Here is a 1,191-nt window from a genome sequence, read left to right on the forward strand (position 1 = left end):
GGAGATTACCGAAATAGAAAAGGGATAGTCGGAGAGATATTTGTAAGAAACGTTGCTGAGCGTGTAATGGGGTTAAATAGTGTCCTTAGAGAAATTAAAAGCAATGATATTATTGCTCATCTAGATGTTGTGGGCGATATAAATGTTAATAATATTATCTATTACTATTCATTGGTCCATTAAATAAGGAGGCTGTCTATGGAATATTCAGTGAGCAGCGCTTGTTATTATTCACAAAAGTCAGTTGGGGATATATTCCAATCTGTCCTACGATTAAAAGAACTGTTTATAAATGATACAGTAAATGTTGACCTTGGGAAATATGCAGACATTGAAAACGGGGGGTACTTTCCCGATACTATTACTAAATTTAAACTAAAAGATTTAAATCATCCTAGAGATTTTAATTTTTCTGATTTAGAGAATAATGACTTTTGTATGATTTATATAAATGGAAGTTTTCCATTGATCACTAATAGCAAACCAACACTATTAACGCATCACTTTAATATTAGATCTAATCAAACCACTTTATCAACCTTACCAGAACAAGGTATATATTTTGTACCAAATATAGGAACTAATAATGATGTTGAGCTATCTCAAGTTAAACTAACTCAGGAGAAGTTATTTAGTCAACTCCTAAAAGTCATTCTTATAACAGATTCCCATTGCTTAATTACTGAGAGGTCAGGGATCGAAATTGTTGATGAACTCGTTAATGGTGTTAATAGAGAATTTCAAAATAATGTTCTGTATACTGATGTTCCGCCAAAACACCACTGGTTTATATATCTTGAAGAAGGTGCAAAAACAGACTTTAACATTAACAAAAACATGAGATGCTTTAACTTTTATAAAGGAAAGCTATGGGTGAACCCTCATTTCTTCTTGGGAGATACACAGGCCATCATTGACAAAGTTAGTGACCCTAATTATAACTATCAGGTGGAATGGGTGGAATCTAAATAGTAACAAAACGCCTTAGAAAGGTGCAAACATGCTCTTCTAGGGCGTTTTTCTGATGTAATAAAAGTTTGATTGTTTTAAAAGAATATTCAGATAAGCAAGTCGTATTCACCTATATCTTCACAAACAACCACTATAATCCTCAAGTAGGAGATAAACTAATCAAAGAGTTTGCAGATAGAGGCTATCAAATCAACATTATTCATTGGCAAATCAAGTAAG

Annotated in this window: 2 protein-coding genes; both read left to right on the forward strand. The window is 32.7% G+C overall.

The window, feature by feature from the left end; all coding sequences use genetic code 11:
* Positions 1-183 (forward strand): hypothetical protein (locus JKM87_RS17980; protein ID WP_236838941.1); only part of this gene is annotated, 183 nt, incomplete at its 5' end.
* A gap of 15 nt (positions 184-198) precedes the next feature.
* Positions 199-972 carry a hypothetical protein gene (locus tag JKM87_RS17600; RefSeq protein WP_202081770.1) on the forward strand — a complete coding sequence of 258 codons (774 nt, stop codon included), beginning with the start codon at positions 199-201 and terminating at the stop codon, positions 970-972.
* Positions 973-1,191: the final 219 nt, after the last annotated feature.

Origin of the sequence: Caldalkalibacillus salinus (assembly GCF_016745835.1) — a bacterium.
Lineage (GTDB): Bacteria > Bacillota > Bacilli > Caldalkalibacillales > JCM-10596 > Caldalkalibacillus_A > Caldalkalibacillus_A salinus.

Excerpts from the sequence above, each read along its gene's own strand:
- JKM87_RS17600 (WP_202081770.1), top strand. The coding sequence starts at position 199 with ATGGAATATTCAGTGAGCAGCGCTTGTTATTATTCACAAAAGTCAGTT.